The organism is Chitinophaga pinensis (assembly GCF_007896845.1).
Taxonomy (GTDB): Bacteria; Bacteroidota; Bacteroidia; order Chitinophagales; family Chitinophagaceae; genus Chitinophaga; species Chitinophaga pinensis_C.
The window spans coordinates 146,216-163,605 of the sequence record NZ_VOHS01000003.1; the positions used below are offsets into that span (position 1 = coordinate 146,216).

Here is a 17,390-nt window from a genome sequence, read left to right on the forward strand (position 1 = left end):
CCCTTTCTTTTTCACTTTTTTTCATTGATATATCGAATGTCCGGACGGCCTTATCTGTTACTGATCTTCTTTCTCCTTTTCAAACTGACATTTAACTATTGGGCTATTTATGCTGGTTACGACCTGCATAGGGATGAATACCTGCATCTGGATCAGGCAAACCACCTCGCTGCAGGCTATCTGTCTGTACCGCCGTTTACGGCCTTTATTTCACTGCTTATTAAAGGACTGGGTGGTGGTATGCATTGGGTGCGTTTCTTCCCTGCTCTGTTTGGTGCATTGACAATGTTGATAGTATGGAAAACGGTGGAATTGCTGAAGGGGGGATGGTACGCACAACTAATCGCCGGACTCTTATTCCTGTGCTCTGCTTTGTCGCGGATAAATACCCTGTTTCAGCCCAATAGTGCAGATATCCTGTTCTGGACATTAATGCTTTATCTGTTGATGCGATACGTGAAAGAGGGGAACTCAAGGCTGCTCTTATGGCTTGGACTGACTACAGGTATCGCCTTCCTGAATAAATACAATGTATTATTTCTGGTTGCTGGTCTGCTGCCCGCTTTACTGATCTCTTCACAACGAAAAATATTCCTCGATAAATACCTGTATGGTGGTCTGCTGATCGCTTTTCTGCTGGCATTACCTAATGTGATCTGGCAGATACAGAACGGTATGCCGGTAATACATCATATGCATGAACTGGCTGAGACGCAGTTGGTAAATGTGGAGCGGATGGGGTTTGTGAAAGACCAACTGGGTATTTTTCTGATAGGCACCCTGATCTGGCTTGCCGGCTTGCTTGCATTGATCTGGTATCCCTCTTTCTATCCCTACCGTTTTATTGGCTGGACTTTTCTGCTGGTAATGGCCTTGTTCATCTATCTGAAGGCAAAAGGGTATTACGCATATGGTATTTATCCCGTGTTACTGGCTTTTGGGGGCGTATATTGGGAGCGGCTTTTGTCAAAAGGAGGATTAAGATACCTGCGGCCGGTATGGGTTGTGCTGATCATATTTCCCATGGCATGGCTATTCCGGCTGATATTTCCTGTACTGTCTCCTCAGCAATTGCATGCAGCTATGACACCGCTCAAACGTGAAATCTTCTGCAGATGGGAGGATGGCAAATTGCATGAACTGCCACAGGATTTTGCTGATATGCGGGGTTGGCGCGATTTGTCAGACCTTGCAGTGAAGGCTTATCAACAGGTGCCTGACAGCGAGCGCAAAAATACCCTGATCCTCTGTGATAACTATGGTCAGGCAGGCGCTATTAACTACTATGCGGGGAAGACACTTAGTCCGGCGATCACTTTTAGTGCTGACTATCTATTCTGGTTTCCCAAAATGGACAGCCTGCATTATCTGATCGTGGTAGGAGACGAACCCATGAAATATGTCCGGAAATACACGTCCGGGTACACTAAAACCGGACAGATCAATTACGTTCTGGCAAGAGAATACGGTACCGGGGTATATCTCGCAGAGGGAATTTTATCTGATTTTTCCGCAAAATTGCAGAAGTGGCAGTTGGAAGAACAGGCTCGTTTAAGGGCGTGGAAATAAGCTATTTTACGATAACAAACTCTACTTCGCCAAAGCCCAGCTCCAGGATCTCTCCGTCCTTTTCCAGACATAATTTTCCATCAGGAAGCACGTCGCGGATAATACCTTCAAATAACTCTCCGTTCATGCGGTAGGTGCCGGCTTTATTGAACCGGAACAGCTTGCTCTTGTACTCTTCCAGCAGGGTGTTGTAATGAGCAGGATGAAGTAGTTGCATTCTTTCTTCGAGACAGGCGCAGAGGGTGCGTGTCAGTTCAATCGGATCCCAGTCTTTTCCGGTGATCTGCTTGAGGGATACGGGATTGGTGAGATGTGGCGGAAAGGTAGTCTGATTGAGATTAACCCCTATCCCCATGATGGCATATTGCCATGTAGTGCCACGTAAGACATTTTCGATCAGGATGCCACCTGCCTTTCTGTCACGCCAATAAAGATCATTGCTCCACTTAATTGCCGTCTCATCACCAGCATATTTACTAAACCAGTCATGTGCGCTAAGAGATATTACAACACTGAGCATGAACTGTCTGGAAAGGGGCAGCATGCCGGGTTGCAGGGCAATAGAGAGCATGAGATTTTCTCCTGGAGGGGAAGACCATTGTTTGCCACGTTGTCCTTTTCCGGCTGTTTGCTCCATGGCAAACCACGCTGTACCGGGTGTCACCTGGCCGGTATTTACCTGCTCCATGGCATAGTTATTGGTGCTGTCTACTGTGTCTAAAATATATAATGGCTGTCCGATCACTTGAAAATTCTTTTCTGATTTGTTTTGATAGCAAAGTAAATCATTTTATCTTTTTCTTAACAGTCGGTCAGACGCTGGCATTAGAGCATGGGTATTAGACAAGTGTATGATTTATAGGCGATAAAGTACTGTACATCATTGATTATTGCACATTGTAACAATATCATATTCCGGCGTTTATTTGCTCCTTCTTTAGTAATTTTGACAATTAAAGATTATTTTTAACCAAAAGAGATTTTATTGGCACCCTTAACCGTTCTGAGTACGAGAAAGAAAGCGTTAACGCGCTTGAGTAGAGAAAGCGAGATTTTTTCCACCATCATCAAGGCCATCCAGGAAAAAAAGGGAGAAAATATTGTTTCTCTGGATCTGCGCCAGATTCCTGAAGCTGTGGCTGATTTCTTTGTTATATGTGAGGCTAACTCCAACACACAGGTTAGGGCGATAGCCGATTACGTGGAAGACCAGGTGTCGAAACACATCGGCGAAGAGCCTTATAAACATGAGGGTTTTACCGCGCAACAATGGATACTGGTAGATTATGTGAATGTTGTGGTGCATGTATTCCAACCTGAGGCCAGGCAGTTTTACAGCCTGGAGGATATGTGGAGTGATGCAGAACGAATGGAGCATAATGATACGAACTAATAACTTTTAACTATTACAGACATCCTTAAAAAAGGATCGTAAGATTATGGAAAGAGGCAACAACTTCAACAAGGGAGACAAAACGCCAAAGAAAGGACCAAAGTTCAACATATACTGGGTGTATGCTTTTATCGGGGTAGCTTTGCTGGCAATGAACTTCGCTAACTTTGGCGCTGGGCCCAAAGAGCTGAGTTTCCAGGAGTTCCAGCTCAATTACCTGAAACCGGGTGATGTAGACAAGCTGGTAGTAGTGAACAAAAAATCCGTAGAGGTCTACATTAAGAAGGACAGGCTCGCTGAGTCTAAATTCGACAAGGTGTCCAAGACCCGTCTTGGCTCTCCTAACCAAGGCCCTCATTTCCGCTTCTCAATTGGTAGTGAAGAGAGTTTTAAGGCCGACCTTGACAAGGCACAGGCCGGAGTCCCTCTGGAAGATCAGGTGAAAGTGACGTATGAGGATAGACAGAGCTGGTTTGAACCATTTGTACAATTGCTGCTCCCACTGGTGCTGCTGATTGGATTGTGGATACTGCTGATGCGTAAAATGGGTGGCCCTGCCGGTGGTAGTGGCGGTCCGGGCGGCATCTTCAACATCGGTAAATCCAAAGCGACCCTGTTTGATAAAGGTACCCGCGTAAATATCACATTCAGTGATGTGGCTGGTCTGGATGAAGCAAAAGTGGAAGTGATGGAAATCGTCGATTTCCTGAAGAATCCGAAAAAATATACCGCTCTGGGTGGTAAAATACCAAAAGGCGCCTTACTGGTAGGCCCTCCGGGTACAGGTAAGACCCTGCTGGCGAAAGCAATGGCAGGTGAAGCACAGGTACCTTTCTTCTCTATGTCAGGTTCTGATTTCGTTGAATTATTCGTAGGTGTGGGTGCAAGCCGCGTACGTGACCTGTTCAAACAGGCCCGTGAGAAAGCGCCTTGTATTATCTTCATCGATGAGATAGATGCGATCGGACGTGCCAGAGGTAAGAACGTAATGATGAGTAATGACGAGCGTGAAAACACCCTGAACCAGCTGCTGGTAGAAATGGATGGTTTCGGTACCGACAGCGGTATCATCATCCTGGCTGCTACCAACCGTCCGGATGTACTGGATAGTGCGCTGCTTCGTCCGGGACGTTTTGACCGTCAGATCTCTATCGATAAACCAGACCTGAATGGTCGTGAGCACATCTTCGACGTGCACCTGAAACCAATCAAAACTTCTCCCAACCTCGATATCAAGAAACTGGCTTCTATGACCCCTGGCTTTGCTGGTGCGGACATCGCCAATGTTTGTAACGAGGCTGCACTGATCGCTGCCCGTAAGGGTAAAACTGAAGTTGAAATGGAAGATTTCAACGATGCAGTTGACAGGGTGATCGGTGGTCTGGAAAAGAAAAACAAGATCATTTCTCCTGAAGAGAAAGAAGTGATCGCATACCACGAAGCTGGTCACGCAATCTGTGGCTGGTACCTCGAGCATGCTAATCCGCTGGTGAAAGTAACTATCGTTCCCCGTGGCGTGGCAGCATTAGGTTATGCACAATATCTGCCGAAAGAACAATACCTCTATAATACCGAGCAACTGCTGGATGATATCTGTATGACACTTGGTGGCCGTGCAGTAGAAGACATCGTTTTCGGTAAAGTATCTACCGGCGCCCAGAATGACCTGCAGGTAATTACCCGTATGGCCTATGCAATGGTAACTGTGTACGGTATGAATGATAAGGTTGGTAACGTGTCTTTCTACGATCCTAACAGCGATCAGTCATTCACTAAACCTTATTCTGAAGAAACAGCCAAAATGATCGACGAAGAAGTTCGTCTCCTGATCGAAAAGGCTTATCAGCGTACCAAAACCCTGCTCACCGATAAACTGGACAACGTGAAAGCGCTGGCGCAGGAACTGCTGAAAAAAGAAGTATTGTACCAGGCAGATCTGGAAAGATTGATCGGTAAACGTCCATGGGATGTTCACCGTGAGCATATCGCTAATAAGGAAGGTATGACCACTGACGGCGTACATCCTGCCGATATCATCAATCCTTCACCTACACCTGCTAACGCGTAAGCTATTATGAAGATTTCTCCTGCCAAGGAAAATATCCTCAAGAGAGTACGAAACGCATTGAGTCAGTCGGTGCAGTTGCCCTTTCCTAATTCGGAGGGCAACAGTTCCGTTTTTGTGAAGGAACATGATGGACTGGAGATGAAATTCGCAGAAGAATTTGCCCGCTTACAGGGGAAGTTCATTTTCTGCACCAGTACAAACGAACTGTTAGACAACCTGGCAGCATTGGTCGAATCCAAAGACTGGAAAGATGTACACTGCCAGACGCCATCCCTGATGGAGCAGTTTCAGTTAAAGCAGTTTCCTTTTATTAACAAAGGAGATATGCACACTGCGGAGGCAGCGATCACAGACTGTGAGATGCTGGTAGCGCGTACAGGCACTATGGTGCTGAGCGCCGCACAGGCTTCCGGAAGGGCTTTACCGGTATATACACCGGTGCATATAGTGATCGCTTACACGCATCAGCTGGTATTCGATCTCAAAGATGCAATCGCCCGTCTGAAGGAAAAGTATCACGGTGATCTCCCCTCTTCCATCTCCTTTGCCTCCGGTCCCAGTCGTACCGCAGACATTGAGAAAACACTGGTAGTAGGAATACATGGACCACGAGAGGTATATGTCTTCCTGTTGGATGAATAGATTTGTAAACAATAAAGCATATTTGAACAGCGCGTGATCCTATCATGCGCTGTTCTTTTAAATGATCATGTTATACGGGCCCGCTATGACCAGGTTATTCCTAATTCTTTTTGCTGCCGTTCTGCTGTCGTCATGTGGACAGTCTTCCGAGCAGCGTACCGCCACAGTAGATACCATTAACACCTTTACCGTAAAAGAGCCCTGTGCAGTTATATTCAAACCGGCAGGTGATAAATTACGTTCGCTGAAATCTGCAATCGGTGAAAAAGGTTTCCCTTCCCTTGAAGCAATTAATAAAAGTACACAGGCAGAAGACAGTGCTTACCTTGCCGCTAAAGGCGTGAAAGTAGTCAGCACCAGTGCTACGCTGTTGAAATTTATCAAGCCCAACGGAGAAGTCTTCTATCTCGGTCTGAACCACCCAAAGTACTCCTGGGAGATATTCCTGTACAACGGTTACAGCGATCCTGTGAAGGCTGATCTGACAGATATAGAATCTGCTTATCTGGAATCAGGTATAAAGAAGCCCTGAGGGTTGTTTTCTTAAAGACTTATCTATTACTTCGCGGTGCAAACCGCTTCATCATCAGTGGTCTGTTGTTCCTGCAGCACAGACCGGATAAATATCATCATCTATGACGCATGGACTGTCCACAGTGGACTATTCCATTCCTCTTCCGGAAGGCAAACGTGTTTATTTCGCATCAGACTTTCACCTGGGCGCTCCTAATCCTGCTGCGAGCAGAGAAAGGGAAAAGCGTATTGTAAAATGGCTGGACGCCTGTTCGAAAGACGCTGAACATATCTTTCTGGTAGGTGATATTTTCGATTTCTGGTTTGAATATAAAGAAGTGGTCCCTAAAGGTTATACCCGCCTGTTAGGTAAACTGGCTGAATTACGTGATAAAGGCATCGGCATCACTGTATTCATCGGGAACCATGATATGTGGATGGACGGCTATTTTGAGGAAGAGCTGGAAATCCCGGTACACTATGAACCTAAAACGTATGAAATAGGCGGTAAACGGTTTTATATCGGTCATGGCGATGGCCTTGGTCCCGGTGATCATGGATATAAAATGCTGAAGAAGGTATTCCGTAACCCCATATGCCGCTGGTTATTTTCCCTGATACATCCCTCGTGGGGAATTGGGCTGGCCAATTATTTCAGCCGTAAAAGCCGTGCAGCTACTGGCGGCGAACTGGAAAAATTCCTTGGTGAAGAGAATGAGTGGCTGGCTATCTACAGTAAAGAAGTATTACAGAAAGCTCATTTTGATTACTTCATTTACGGGCACAGGCACCTGCCACTGGATCTGCAGGTAGGTCCCGATAGTCGCTACATTAATCTTGGCGACTGGTTGAATTACTTCACTTATGCCGTCTTTGACGGAAAGAACACTGAATTAATATACGATGGGAAATAGCGGCTCACGCGTTTGAAGGCAACGGCGTCAGTCAAGGATCTCATGCAGGATCGGAGGAGAATTTAATTCCTGAAAATCGGGCAGATGCAGTCTGAAGAAATCCAGATAGGCATATAACAGTTTTCTCCGGCGGTCTTTATTCATGTTGATCTCACCCAACGCTTCCCAGTTACTACACTGAAACAGACGATCTGTGATCTCACTATTGGCAGCATCAAGATAGTTGCTATGGTGTGGCGGCAGGTCCGTAAAAGAACCTTCCTGCAAGTCGAGATAGTGTGCGTATTCAGAATACCGGCCATTAAGACGGAAACCAAGATGTTCTGCCAGCCTGAGCGTGAAATAAAGCGGAATATTGGCTGCAATACCCAATGGTGCTACATCCAGCGCCTGTAATGCCTGCTCCGCAAAATAATATAAGTCAACCTGCTGTTCCGGTTCGCGCAGACTCTTTTGCAGCAACTCGATCATATAAAGTGCTACCGTGTTCTTTACAATATTAAAGTGCAGGGAAGTATAGATATATCCCAGTTTAAACTCAGAGATACGCTGGATGCTTTTCTGTTCATAATGATATACAACCAGTTCCAGAATATTACCCGGCTGAAACAGATTGCCTTTGGCTTTAGGTTTTGAGCTGCGTACACCGTTCACCATATACGACTGTACCCCAAAAAGTTCGGTGAATATATTGACAATGGCGCTGGTGTCGCCATATTTGACTGTTCTTAAGACTATCCCGCGGGTTTTGTGTAACATAAAACTAGGCAGCAGCTGCTGATATCAAATGTACGACGAGCGGTCGTTAATTAATGAATACAATCCTGGTGACTACGTGCTCCCCTCCTGTTTCTCCCATAGCAAATACCAGATAAACGCCTGACTGTGGCCGATGGCCGGTATAATCCAGTCCGTTCCAGATGGCCTGTCCACCAAAAGCTCTTGTCTGATAGACCATTCTGCCACTGATGTCAGTAATTTTTACCCGGGTATTGTCTGCCAGTCCGCGGATAGCGATAGGCCCGCTGTAGTCATGTTTTACCGGGTTAGGAAACACCAGTACGGAGTCTCTTTCCATTTTGCTGACAGGCTCAGTAGCGGTTCCGTGCCATGACATCAGGCCTTTGCCGGTGGCAAAGTAAACCTCTCCTACTTTGGGATCTATTGTAATGCGGTAGATGTGATTATCAGGCAGCGGACTATTGCCGGTATTAAAATGTTCCAGAATACGTTGACCATCATCACTCACCAGCCATGCGCCGTTGTAAGTGCCTACCCATTTCCGGTTCGCCCCATCCACGGCGATAGTCGTGACCTGTTCATCCTGAAAGAGATAACCGGCAAAGTTATCCTGCTGAATGACAGGTAATATCGCATTACAGCCCTCTGTTGCCGCCTGACCGGGGCAATTGATGATAGCGATACCGCGTGCGGTACCAATCCATATGCTGCCGTTACGGTCTTTTGCAAGACAATAGACATCGTTAGAAGGTAGATTGCCCTGTGCAGCGCCAAGCCGGTACTGACGCCACTGGTCATCGGATTTATTGTCAGGGGTGTTGTTATGACTGAATACGTATAAGCCATTGCTCAGTGGAGAAACTATATAAACAAGGCCATTGTCGTCTGTCAATAGCTGACTGATGGCATTGCCGGTCATGGCATAAGGGCTGCGGAAGGATACCCATGTATCATCTGGTTTTTTAACCAGCAGGTTATTACCAGCCCCATAAACGGCAACCCAAAGATTACCTGAAAGGTCGGTCGCCAGTCCGCTGACATTATAGCCAGTAGGGTCGTTCGTTGCAGCCGGTAGAATTCCCTGTTTAAATACCGTCATCTTATTTCCACTGATGCGGGCTAATCCGCCACCAAAGGATCCGAGGTAGAGGGCACCGGGATCTATTGCTATAGTAGCAATATCATGAAGGGAATCCGGCCATCCTGATACTGTATTCCATGTGCCATTTTCGAAACTATAATAGCCTTCGCGGTTACCAGCAGCCTTCCAGTTACTGTTGATTGTGCCGGGGGCTGCCAGCAATGTACGACCGGAGAATAACATGTCTCCTGTAATGATACCAGCTGGTGCATCAGGATTGACAGCAGTATATTCGTTGGTTTGCCTGTCATATTGCACCAGTCCGGAAAGGGAATCAGCGATCCAGAACGTATTACCGTTACCTGCAACCTGCACCGGTGCCTTCAGCAGGGTATGTTGAAAACTGCCTGCAGCTGCAGCATTATTATTCAGCGCAAGGATACGGGAACCTCCTGTCTGCGGTTGACAGAGAAGCAGCTGATTGTCATGGACGCTCATATTACTGATAATACGATCGGCGGTATACCATAGCGTCCAGATATTATTGCGCAGCAGGAACAGTTGATTATGCTGCCGGCATATCAGCTGGTTATTGAACACGATGATATCCTGTACGGAGTCTGGAGCAAGTCCCTGTGAGAGAGAGGACCAGTTGCGAAAATCAGAAGGATTGTTACTGTTAAGCGATGTGGTTTTGACTCCTTCTGAGGTGGCGGCAAAAAGGGATGTACCGATGATGGCCAGTGAATAAACCGGTTTATAGGCGCCGGTATTGCCTACTACATACGTGGCCTCGATTTCCGGCACAGAGGTATTCAGTACTACGATACCCAGCCCGGTACAGAGATACGCTTTGTTGTTACGGAAAACGACCTTGAAAATGGTTTTATCGGCGGCGACCTGTTTACGCATCAGGTCGGGAATATTATAGATGGTGTTCCCTCCGAGCAGATCGATATTGCTATTGGAATAGGCGACAAGTACAGTTTCGTCATTGGCAGCCAGAGTGGTGATGCCGATATCATGGAGGCCATTTACTTTACTGTAACGACTGAGCTCCAATCCTTCTTCCGGAGTATTGGTCACGGCTGTCAGTCCGCCGGCGGCGGCGCAATATATCTTATCTCCTTTCACAGTGACGGCGACAGCGGGACGCCAGGGAAGATGGTCGCTCCACTGGCCAATATAAGTGCCTTCACCAGGCTGCTGAGCGCTTATCTGTAGGGCATTCAGGCAGGACAGGCAAAGTATGGTACAGAGGGATATCAGAAAACGGTACATGCATCAAAAATAGTTATATGTTATTACTTTGAGTTACCTTTACGCCCTACTAAAATTACAAAGACGCGTATGTGGCAACGCTTAGCAGGATTCGTATTGAAATTTCGTTTACCACTCCTGGTCTTATTACTGTTGAGCACTGCAGTGATGACCTATTTCGCCAGCAAAGTAGAGCTTTCCTATGAAGCAAATAAATCTATCCCGCTGGATAATGCGAAATATAAGGAATATATGCAGTTCCGGGAATTGTTCGGAGAGGATGGTAATATGATGGTGATTGGTATCCAGACTGACAAATTCTTTCAGAAAGATTTCTTTCATGACTATGTAAAGCTGAATGAAGATCTGAAGAAAGTGGAGTTTGTAGAGAATGTACTGAGTGTTCCTTTTGCCATCAATCTGGTGAAAAATGACAGTACACGCAAGCTGTCAGCAGAACCGCTTTTTAAGGGAGACCTGCAGCAGCAGGCGGTATTGGATAGTCTGGGTGGGGCGTTGAACAACCTGCCTTTCTATAAAGGATTGCTGTATAATCCACAGACGCATGCTTATCTGATGATGATCAATATCCAGAAGGGTGTGATGATGACGCCACGTCGTACCGAGGTGGTAGAAAACGTGATGAAGCTGGGTACTGCTTTTGGAGAGAAACATCAGACAGAAGTACGTATGAGCGGGTTGCCTTTGATCCGTACTTTGATGGCGAATAAAGTAAAGAAAGAGCTGGATCTGTTCCTGAAGTTATCGTTTGTGCTGACGGCGGTGATCCTGTTGATCTTCTTCCGTTCAATAAGTGCGGTACTGATGTCGATGATTGTGGTAGCAATAGGCGTGATCTGGTCTGTGGCGACGATCGTATTGCTGGGTTATAAAATCACATTACTGACAGGGCTGATACCGCCATTGATTGTGGTGATCGGGATACCAAACTGTGTGTATTTTCTGAATAAATATCATACGGAGTATGCGAAGGACGGAAATAAGACAAGGGCTCTGGTACATATGATACAGCGTATGGGTATTGTGACACTGTTCACTAACCTGACAGCGGCGATTGGTTTTGGGGTGTTTTGTTTTACAAAGAGTGCATTGCTGAAAGAGTTTGGTGTAGTAGCGGGTTTGAATATCATGTTGATCTTCCTGATCTCCTTTATTTTCCTGCCTGCGGTACTGAGTTATCTGCCACCACCAAAGACAAAGCATACGAACTATATGAACAACCGCACTTTCCGTGCTTTACTGGACGGACTGACGGCGTTGGTATTCAAATATCGCGCATGGGTATATGGTGTGACGGTTGTATTAGTGATCGGGGCGGTTGTTGGTATGCTGAAGCTGAAATCGGAAGCTCACATGCTGGATGATATTCCGACAAGTGATAAGCTCTATACAGACCTGAAATTCTTTGAGCAAAACTTCAAGGGTGTGATGCCATTGGAAATAGCGGTGGATACGAAGAAGAAAAATGGTGTGGTAAATCTGAAAACACTGGAAAAGCTGGATCAGTTATCCAGATTGATCGGTGCACAGCCAGAGTTTGCAAGGCCATTATCTGTAGCAGAGGGTATCAAGTTTGCGAAACAGGCTTATTATAACGGCGACAGTTCTAACTACGCTATTCCTAACCAGTTTGATATCGGATTCCTTGCACCTTATCTGCGCATGAAAGGAGGCAATAACGCGGCAGGTAATGCAACCGCGTTTACAAAACTGGTGTCCTCATTTATGGACAGCAGCCGTCAGGTAGCCCGTATCAGTGTAAATATGGCGGATGTGGGTTCTGCGAAATTGCCTATACTGCTGGATTCTTTGCGTCCGCAGGTAGATGCGATCTTTGATACAGCTCAATACAAGGTTAGTTATACCGGTACCAGTGTGATCTTCCTCGAGGGTAGCCGCTTTATCATCAACGGTCTGACAGAAAGTATCCTGCTGGCATTTGTGCTGATCATATTCTGTATGTTGTATCTGTTCCGTTCGTGGAGAATGCTGCTGATATCATTGATTCCTAATATCATTCCATTGGCAGTAACGGCAGGTGTAATGGGCTGGCTGGATATTCCATTAAAACCATCGACAGTATTGGTGTTCAGTGTGGCGCTGGGGATAGCGATCGATGTGACAATCCGTTTCCTTGTGAACTTCAAGCAGGAATTACCACAACACAACCTCGATATTTCGGCAACCGTGAAACAGACGATTCACGAGACGGGTTTGAGTATCATTTATACTTCACTAATCCTGCTGGCAGGTTTTATGATCTTCAGTTTCTCAGAGTTTGGCGGTACGAAGGCATTGGGTTGGTTAACATCACTGACTTTATTAATGGCAATGATCACGAACCTGACTATTTTGCCGGCACTGTTATTGTGGATGGAGAAGGCATTATTGAAGAAGGCGCAGAAGAAGCAATTATGGAATGCGCTTGATGAGGAGAAGGATATGGATATGTCTGAATTAGGGTTGAAGGAAAGAGAAAAAGAGGACTAGACAAGTATAGTTCCAACATATATTAAAACGCTCAATACATGATTATCAGTATTGAGCGTTTTTGTTATACCCAAATAATCTAGTGGGCTACATTCATCCCCCCTTATTCGCCGCTCGTATAAAAGGGCATTACATACCCGGTAAAAAGTAAGAGGTTTATAATGCCATTCTAACCTCTTTTAGTTCATGAAAAACAAATACTTAAAGGGCGCTCACCTTTCTGAGCGTAAATTTAAGGAGATACTACGGCTATTCGCCGAAGATCTTACAGCCACCCAGATTGCCAACATTAGTGGGGTAAGCCGTGTCACTGTAAATAGTTATCTCAAGAAAATCCGCCAGCAGATTGCCCGTCACTGTGAGTCATTATCGCCCTCCGACAATCACAACCGTTCAGTAGCCCCCGCACGCCTCACACATGCTTCACCAGCCGAAGATGGGGATGTATCCGTCAAAACAGAAGTTGGCCGTACTGTCAAGCCGGTGGTATTTGGTATTTACCGTTCTTCGGATCGGTTACATACAGAAATATTGCCTGACGTAAGCAGATCGATGATCCATTCTGTGGTGAGGAGCAGTCGTTCTATTCTGGAGATGCAGGGAGCTGCGGAGAAGATCCGTCGCTTTAGTAATGTGGTGGATCTGGGCCAATACCGTTTGTACAACCTTGAAAATGAAGGCGCTATCAGTATTGCGGACGACGTGGACGCATTCTGGGGGCTGACCAAACACAGACTTGCCAAGTTCAAAGGATTGAACCGCAGCACTGTGTACTTACATTTAAAGGAGTGCGAGTTCCGGTACAACAACAGGAATGAAGACATTTATGAGACTTTGCTGGAATTATTAAAAAGCCAGCCTTTGAGTCTTTCCTGATTATTTCTCTTTATTAAGATATTGCTGCAGCAATGCAGCGGAACTTTTATTTAGATCTGGAACAAAACCCGGATTTAGATTTTGGTTGATGAGCGCGCAGGTGGTATTCCTATCACCTGCCTTTAAATCCTTTGCTATTACTCGTTTCAGTATAAAGTTAAGCCCAGTGGAGCCCGGTTGTGATATCTCTAACAGATTTTGATTATTACAAATAATATTTTTTCTATTATGTTAAAAAACTGTTAAAGGGGTGTTATAACATATAATTTGTTAGCCGGTTTTCACAGAAATTATTGTTAAATAATTTATATTTGAACGTTAAAATTAAGTTAAACAACAGAAGAAGGGTAAATGCTTATGAGAAAAGACCCGTAAAAGGCTTCTCACCCTCTGTATACTAAATCAAGGATTTTCCAGGACAATTAAATCGTTATGAACGATTCAAGGGGAACCGTAGATGTAAATGATTTTATCAACAAAAGTTTTATCAACGTAGGACAGCTATTTCAGAGCCAGTGGTCGGTTTCCTGAGAAGAGTTTTTTCTATTCATTGAATATTTAAACTAAACAACCAGAAACAACAAAGCTTATGAGGAAAAGTTTATTTTTCCTCCTGCCCTCTATCGTGGTAGTTGGACAGGTGGTTGCGCAGACCCGCCCCATTACAGGGAAGATCACTTCCTCTGATGACGGGAGTCCGGTGATCGGCGCTACAGTAATTGTAAAAGGTACAACGACTGGTACTGTAACAAACATGAATGGTGATTATACCATTAATGTACCAGAAGGAGCTACTGCCCTAACTGTGAAATTCGTTGGTATGAAAGACCAGGAGATCAAGATAGGTACAGGTGCAAAACACAATGTGGTGTTGTATCCCGATGTAACAAAACTGACAGAAACTGTAGTAACTGCTAACGCTATCCGTCGTGATAAAGCCTCCCTCGGTTACTCAGCTCCAACCTTAAAAAATGACGAACTGACCAAAGGTCAGAGCTCCAGCCCGCTGAATGCGCTTGCAGGTAAAGTAGCGGGTGTTAATATCTCTACCAGTGCAAACGCTCCGGGTAGTTCTTCCAGAATCGTATTAAGAGGTGGTTCTTCTATCGGTGGTAATAACCAGGCCCTGATGGTTGTGGATGGTGTGCCTATCGACAACAGCAGCATCATCGGTGGTGGCGACAGCCGTAGCACAGTTGACTTCGGTAACCGTGGTAACGACCTGAACCCGGAAGATATCGAGTCTGTAACTGTTCTGAAAGGCCCTGCAGCAGCAGCCTTGTATGGTTCCCGCGCTTCTAACGGTGCGTTGATCATCACAACTAAGAGCGGTAAAAAATCTGCAAACAAAAAGAACGAAGTAATTTTCAACAGCTCAATTACTTTGTCTAATGTGGTAAAACTGCCAGAATTCCAGAACGATTATGGTCAGGGTTATGATCAGGAGATCATAGATCCTATGGAAAACTGGAGCTGGGGTCCTAAATTCGATGGTACTGAGAAAGAGTGGGGACAGTCTATCAATGGTGTAAGACAGAAAAAAGCTTATTCTGCAGCTAAAGATAACGTTAAGAATTTCTTTAAAACTGGCCAGGCATATAGCAACAACTTATCCCTCTCTGGTGCCGGTGAAAAAACTACTTACTACTTATCTGTGAACAGCCTGAACTCAGATGGAGTTATGCCAGGTTCTTCCGATAAGTACAACAAATATAGCCTGCGTTTTAATGGTACTGCACAGTTGAATAACAAGTTCTATACAGGTATCAACTTCAACTACAGCAAGATTAACGCTAACATGATCCAGGGTGGTCAGGGTGAAGGTTCTGTATTTGATAACGTATTGCAGACTCCACGTGATATTCCTATCGACAAATTAGGCGATCTGAGTAATCCTTATAATAGTTTCAACGTTCCAGATGCGAATGGTATTCCTTCTTATGGTTATTATGGTGCTTATACTGTAAGCCCTTACTACATCCTTAAGAACTACCGCAACCTGAATGATGTTGACAGGGTAACAGGTAACTTCACTATCGGTTATAAACCAACAGAATGGTTGGATGTATTGGAAAGATTAGGTACTGATGTTTACACAGACCGTCGCCGTTACAAATATCCTAAGTTTGATCTGAAGCCACTGGATGACAATCCTGACTACTACGAAACTGGTACTAACAACCACACCAGCAATGGTAAATATGGTGAGGATAATTATACCCTGAGCGAAGTAACCCATGACCTGATGATCACTGCGAAAAAGGATTTCACTCCTGATTTCAAAGCATCCTTAATGGTAGGTAATAACGTTCGTCAGCGTATATTCAACACGATGGAAACTGAAACCAACCAATCAAGTGGTCTGGTAATTCCTGACTGGTACAACCTGGATAACAGTAATGGTCCTGTTTATACTTTCAACAGCCGTTCTACTCGTCGTCTGATTGGTCTGTATGCAGATCTGAACCTGTCTTATAAAAACATGTTGTTCCTGGGTGCTACAGCACGTAATGATTGGTCTTCCACACTGCCAAAAGGTAATAATTCCTTCTTCTACCCAAGTGTAAATGCTTCCTTCGTGTTTACAGAACTGACTAAAGAATCTGGTCTTGCAGAGATCCTGAACTTTGGTAAAGTACGTGGTAGCTGGGCAAAAGTGGGTAACGATGCTGATCCTTACCTGTTGAGAACATACTATGGTAAAACTGACCTGTCAAGTGGTTTCGGTAACACAACCTTCCCATTTGGTAACATCGCCGGTTATACTTATGGTAACAGAATCGGTAACCCGAACCTGACTCCTGAGTTCACTACTGCATTTGAAGTAGGTACAGAATTAGGTTTCCTGGAGAACAGAATCTATGTGGACTTCTCTTACTACCAGAATAAATCTAAAGATCAGATCCTGAACGTACCTATTCCAACTTCTTCCGGTTTCACCAGCCAGGTATTTAATACTGGTCTCGTTGAGAACAAAGGTATAGAGGTTAGCTTAAGAGGTACACCTATCAAAACTGCTTCAGGTTTCAGTCTGGAACTGTTTGGTACTTATACAAGAAACAAAAATGAAGTGGTAGATCTGGGTACAGTTGACCAGGTTGTGATCGGTGGTTTTGGTGGTATGAGTATCGTTGCCGCGAAAGGCAGACCATATGGTACTTTCTACGCGCAGGATATTCAGCGTGATGAGCAGGGACGTGTAATTGTAGATGCATCAAGTGGTAACCCACTGCTGACACCCAATCCGGTATACCTGGGTTCTTACAATCCTAAATACCAGGCATCATGGGGAGCAAATGCAAACTATAAAGGTTTCAGCTTCAGCATCCTGTTTGACACTAAACAAGGTAATCAGTTCTTCTCCCGTACTAAAGACATCCTCGATTTCACCGGTGCAGCTTACGAGACTGCAGTAGGTGGTCGTGACGCGTCTGTGTGGGAAAATTCAGTATATACTGACGCTACCACTGGTAAACTGGTACCAAATACAAGTGTTACTTATGACAAACAAAACTGGTTCCCAAGTGTAATTCCTTCTGGTCAGCACGTTGTAGATGCTTCTTACATCAGACTGCGTGAGGCAAGCCTGTCTTACAAACTGCCTAGACATTTACTGAACAGAACTCCATTTGGTGATCTGTCTGTAGGTATCTTCGGTAACAACCTAGCGCTGTGGACAGCTAAGGAAAATAAATACGCAGATCCGGAAGTAAACTCTGGTGGTGCAGGTAACGAGCAGGGTTTTGATTTCACCGCTCAACCTTCACTGAGAAACTACGGTTTTAATCTGAGAGTAACTTTCTAAAGTTTAAAGTGTAAAAA

12 protein-coding genes are annotated in these 17,390 nt (G+C 45.1%); 9 read left to right on the forward strand and 3 right to left on the reverse strand.

The genetic code is table 11. From position 1 onward, the window contains the following. Positions 1–36: 36 nt before the first annotated feature. Positions 37–1,569: a glycosyltransferase family 39 protein gene (locus tag FEF09_RS04090; RefSeq protein WP_146303927.1), complete on the forward strand. Its 1,533-nt coding sequence runs from the start codon at positions 37–39 to the stop codon at positions 1,567–1,569. A gap of 1 nt (position 1,570) precedes the next feature. Here the strand turns inward: FEF09_RS04090 and FEF09_RS04095 are convergent, their stop codons facing one another. After that, entirely contained in the window at positions 1,571–2,314 is a 744-nt protein-coding gene (locus FEF09_RS04095; protein ID WP_146303928.1) for a biotin--[acetyl-CoA-carboxylase] ligase, read from the reverse strand. A 288-nt stretch (positions 2,315–2,602) separates the two neighbouring features. Between FEF09_RS04095 and rsfS the strand changes: the two genes are divergently transcribed. The 5 genes from rsfS to FEF09_RS04120 all read left to right on the forward strand — a co-directional run bounded on the left by rsfS (position 2,603) and on the right by FEF09_RS04120 (position 7,099). Continuing rightward, the gene (gene rsfS, locus FEF09_RS04100; protein WP_245552072.1) at positions 2,603–2,962 is read left to right on the forward strand and encodes a ribosome silencing factor; all 360 of its coding nucleotides are present in this window, start codon (positions 2,603–2,605) and stop codon (positions 2,960–2,962) included. Positions 2,963–3,008: 46 nt separating this feature from the next. Continuing rightward, positions 3,009–5,030, forward strand: coding sequence for an ATP-dependent zinc metalloprotease FtsH (gene ftsH / locus FEF09_RS04105; protein WP_146303929.1), 2,022 nt, complete (start codon positions 3,009–3,011; stop codon positions 5,028–5,030). Between the two features lie 6 nt (positions 5,031–5,036). Next, positions 5,037–5,672: a lactate utilization protein C gene (locus FEF09_RS04110; RefSeq protein ID WP_146303930.1), complete on the forward strand. Its 636-nt coding sequence runs from the start codon at positions 5,037–5,039 to the stop codon at positions 5,670–5,672. Between the two features lie 85 nt (positions 5,673–5,757). After that, positions 5,758–6,204, forward strand: coding sequence for a hypothetical protein (locus tag FEF09_RS04115; protein ID WP_146303931.1), 447 nt, complete (start codon positions 5,758–5,760; stop codon positions 6,202–6,204). A gap of 103 nt (positions 6,205–6,307) precedes the next feature. Further along, the gene (locus FEF09_RS04120; RefSeq protein WP_146303932.1) at positions 6,308–7,099 is read left to right on the forward strand and encodes a UDP-2,3-diacylglucosamine diphosphatase; all 792 of its coding nucleotides are present in this window, start codon (positions 6,308–6,310) and stop codon (positions 7,097–7,099) included. A gap of 27 nt (positions 7,100–7,126) precedes the next feature. Here the strand turns inward: FEF09_RS04120 and recO are convergent, their stop codons facing one another. Together recO and FEF09_RS04130 are read right to left on the reverse strand one after the other, a co-directional pair. Further along, the gene (gene recO / locus FEF09_RS04125) at positions 7,127–7,858 is read right to left on the reverse strand and encodes a DNA repair protein RecO (protein ID WP_146303933.1); all 732 of its coding nucleotides are present in this window, start codon (positions 7,856–7,858) and stop codon (positions 7,127–7,129) included. A 46-nt stretch (positions 7,859–7,904) separates the two neighbouring features. Then, positions 7,905–10,202, reverse strand: a complete 2,298-nt coding sequence (locus FEF09_RS04130; protein ID WP_146303934.1) for a two-component regulator propeller domain-containing protein — start codon at positions 10,200–10,202, stop codon at positions 7,905–7,907. A gap of 69 nt (positions 10,203–10,271) precedes the next feature. On the opposite strand from FEF09_RS04130, the gene FEF09_RS04135 reads away from it, so the two are divergent. The 3 genes from FEF09_RS04135 to FEF09_RS04145 all read left to right on the forward strand — a co-directional run bounded on the left by FEF09_RS04135 (position 10,272) and on the right by FEF09_RS04145 (position 17,373). Beyond that, positions 10,272–12,692 carry an efflux RND transporter permease subunit gene (locus FEF09_RS04135; protein WP_146303935.1) on the forward strand — a complete coding sequence of 807 codons (2,421 nt, stop codon included), beginning with the start codon at positions 10,272–10,274 and terminating at the stop codon, positions 12,690–12,692. Between the two features lie 186 nt (positions 12,693–12,878). After that, positions 12,879–13,568: a LuxR C-terminal-related transcriptional regulator gene (locus FEF09_RS04140; RefSeq protein ID WP_146303936.1), complete on the forward strand. Its 690-nt coding sequence runs from the start codon at positions 12,879–12,881 to the stop codon at positions 13,566–13,568. Between the two features lie 589 nt (positions 13,569–14,157). Beyond that, complete coding sequence (locus FEF09_RS04145) at positions 14,158–17,373, forward strand: SusC/RagA family TonB-linked outer membrane protein (RefSeq protein WP_146303937.1); 3,216 nt, start codon at positions 14,158–14,160, stop codon at positions 17,371–17,373. The last annotated feature ends 17 nt before the right edge of the window (positions 17,374–17,390 follow it).